This window comes from Mesotoga sp. UBA5847, from assembly GCF_002432735.1.
Classification (GTDB): Bacteria; Thermotogota; Thermotogae; order Petrotogales; family Kosmotogaceae; genus Mesotoga.
Genome location: NZ_DJGL01000051.1, coordinates 1 through 3,093, shown reverse-complemented (window position 1 = coordinate 3,093; position 3,093 = coordinate 1). Strand labels below are relative to the sequence as shown.

The 3,093-nt window shown below is 45.9% G+C and carries 3 protein-coding genes; 2 read left to right on the top strand and 1 reads right to left on the bottom strand.

The genetic code is table 11. The features are described from left to right. On the top strand, nucleotides 1-207 hold a 207-nt coding region (locus B3K91_RS05210; RefSeq protein WP_292594201.1), incomplete at its 5' end, for a hypothetical protein. 71 nt (nucleotides 208-278) lie between these two features. On the opposite strand, the gene B3K91_RS05205 is transcribed toward B3K91_RS05210, so the two are convergent. Further along, nucleotides 279-1,187 (bottom strand): helix-turn-helix transcriptional regulator, encoded by a 909-nt coding sequence (locus B3K91_RS05205; protein ID WP_214079501.1) that lies wholly within the window; start codon nucleotides 1,185-1,187, stop codon nucleotides 279-281. A gap of 275 nt (nucleotides 1,188-1,462) precedes the next feature. On the opposite strand from B3K91_RS05205, the gene B3K91_RS05200 reads away from it, so the two are divergent. After that, nucleotides 1,463-2,704 carry a hypothetical protein gene (locus B3K91_RS05200; RefSeq protein WP_214079500.1) on the top strand — a complete coding sequence of 414 codons (1,242 nt, stop codon included), beginning with the start codon at nucleotides 1,463-1,465 and terminating at the stop codon, nucleotides 2,702-2,704. Nucleotides 2,705-3,093 lie beyond the last annotated feature (389 nt).

Genomic DNA, 3,093 nt, shown 5'->3' with positions numbered 1-3,093 from the left:
TCTGAAAATGCTTTCGCTTGTTCAGCTGTTTTCAGAAGATTAAGTGATAAACTCAAGGGTATATCCGGGAGTTCTGTTACAAGCAGTGAGATAATCCCGCGGTTCAAACCGCCTTCACTCATGAACGAGACTTCTCTATCAATAACGGCGTTGAGTAGTATCGACAGCCCGACCAAAAATCAGAACCGAAGAAAGGACAACTATTAAGAGTATTAAAGGAAACCTGATCGCTTTCAGAAGAATCGCCTCCTTTCCGTCTAGCTGGAGTATATCAGAAATCATTGATGAGAAAGCAGATACGATCTCAGGTTCACTTTATTGTCTTTTATGGGAAGTTTCTTTCGGATATTCGCCCTGTGGAAGTCCACGGTCTTCTTGGTTACACTGAGAATTTCGGCTATCTCTTTGCTGGTCTTTCCTTCTCTTATGAACTCTGCTATCTGTATCTCTCTTGAAGTGAGATTATCAAGAATAGAAGAGTGTTTTTTTGTAACAGGGTGCATTATCTCCTTTATCAGACCCTCTACAAACTCGACATCCTTTTCGTCGGTGTGCCTCTTCAAGTAATCCAGTGCTGGCTTTACATAGCGTTCCATATTGCCCATGATGGTCTTCTCCAGCTCATCCTTTTCCTCTTCGGTCCGCCTGAGAAGACTGGTCAGAAGGTCGTTCCTCTTCTCTATAGTGTCGAGTCTGTCAAGAACGCTTATCAGTTTGTGCTCGACAAATCTCTGAAGAGAAATATCTCGCACGTACTCTAGAAGAGCTATGAGCTCGTTGCCCTTGTTGAAGATCGGAATGGAAAACAACTCCTGCCAGCCGTCACTAACCGAATGAGCCTGATATGGAACGATCTCGACTTCGGACTTCTTGCTCTCCATCGTTCGAAGCACCGGACACTTTTCGCAGGGATTACTGCGGTTGTGGTATATCTCGAAACACTTTCTACCGACAATCGCTCGCTTGCTGGAGTACCAGTGCTTGATCGAGCTGTTAACGTATCTTATTCTCATATCGACATCCAGAATACTGACGCCGTCCTGAATGCTCTCCAGAATGAAGACCAGAAGCTCGCGGCTATTCAGTATGCTAGACTTTTCTAGCGAATCTCTGGAAAGATATATACCTGGTATAGAAGTCAACGGTCTCTTCACTTCGCTGGTATTTTCCGAAAAAAGACCTGGCATTTCACACGCTCCTTCGGTGCATTTATTTCGTAGACAACACTCGAATTATCCCATGGCAATGGCCTAGTATCAACTTTCGTGAGCTTTTTAGGTGATTCGTCATGTTTCCTATCACATGATAGACACAGGTGATACCTGCCAGTCTCATGCTAGTACAACTATATAGTAATACCAGTATTGTACCAGTAATCCGAATAATACTATCATAAGATACCGGAGGATTTGCTTTTTGCTTTGTGACGCGGGGAAAATTCAACCAGGGAGGTAATAGCTTTATGTCCGAAAAGGAAATTCTCTTCACACCAATTAAGATCGGAAACCGGGTTGCTCAGAACAGAATGGTAATCAACGCAATGGAATGCTGTGATTCCGATGAAGAAGGAAATCCCACCGAAAAGACCTACGAACGTTACAGGAAACTCTTCGAGGGCAAGGCCGGTCTGATAGACCTCGAAGCTATAACAGTCACTTACGAGAATCGCGGCAGAAAGACTCAGCTCAGCATCATGCATAGAAACAAAGAGGCTCTGACAAAGTTTGTTCGAAAAATGAAGAACATCAACAAAGACACTATCTTTATCTTCCAGCTTACACATTCGGGAGAGTTAAGCCATCCAGCCTTTTCGAAGCGCGTCTGCGTGAAGCCGCTTGCCGGTTTTGGTGGAGAGTTGCTGAGCGAGGAAGACATAGAACGGATTCTGGACGAATTCGTTCTGGCAGCAAAGATCTGTCACGATGCCGGTGCCGATGGCGTCGACCTTAAGCTTTCTCACGGCTATTTAGGCTCCCAGCTGTTACGCCCTTACAATGATAGAAAGTGGAAGTATGGAGGTTCCTGGGAAAACCGAAGCCGCTTTGCCTTTGAACTAATCGAAAGAGTCGTCAGAGAGGTCAACGATCCCAATTTCATAATCGGTTCAAAGGTCTCAGTATGGGAGGGCTTTCCAGGAGGCTGCGGAAGCGCCGGGCCTGACACTGCAGTTATGGATCTGACCGAATCGATAGCGCTCTGCAAAGGTCTTGAAGAGAGGGGTGCGCACTACATTCTCCAATCTGCAGGAAGCCCGTCGATTACTCTTGCACTATCACAGCCAGATAGGAAGATACCCGACTACGCCTACCTCCATCACTACTTCTCAAAGGTCCTCAAAGAAAACTTGAAGCCTGAAACCGTTGTTATCGGCTCGGCATACTCTATCTTCCGGGACGGGAAGAACTCTTTCCAGGCAGTTGAGAGAGAAAAGAATACCTTCAGGTACTGGGGTAATAAGAACATAAACGACGGGTACGTAGATATGGTAGCTCTGGGCAGACAGTCCTTTGCAGACCCTTACCTTCCGGCAAAACTAATGGAAGGTAGAGAAGACGAAATAAAGTGGTGCACTGCATGCGACAACTGTATCGAGCTTCTTATACGTCAGATGAATGTCGGTTGCTGTGTTTACAACAAACCGTACACCGAAGCTCTGATGAAAGTTAGAAAAGAAGAGGGACTTCTCAAAGAAAAGCACACATAATCACTGATTTAGATGTCGGGAGTGTCATCCTGCATTGTTCTTATACAGGACGGACAGTAAAATAGGGACTCCATTTTAGGACAGGAGCAGTTCTTCCTTCATAAGAGCGTGCAGAGAACCGTCCTTCGACCTTCGTCCAGGAGCGTGAACCCGTCCTTGGGAAGAGCGGGAGAAGAGCAGTTCTTCGTTCCGACGCTTCGCGTCCATGTTCTTCGTTCTTGGTTCAGGATCGAGGACATAAGAGCCAGAACGAGATCCCGTATAAGAGCATTACGGGATGACAGGGGATGTCGGGATAAATGTCCTACAACGAAAAACGGTACAGACGTCAGGAGCCCATCAGTCCCTATTTTCGCTTCTCGTCTTTTCGTGGTTTTTAACTACGATTT

What these genes read in the sequence shown, in the direction of transcription:
- B3K91_RS05205 (WP_214079501.1), bottom strand. Translation starts at nt 1,187, where the DNA reads ATGCCAGGTCTTTTTTCGGAAAATACCAGCGAAGTGAAGAGACCGTTG.
- B3K91_RS05200 (WP_214079500.1), top strand. Translation starts at nt 1,463, where the DNA reads ATGTCCGAAAAGGAAATTCTCTTCACACCAATTAAGATCGGAAACCGG.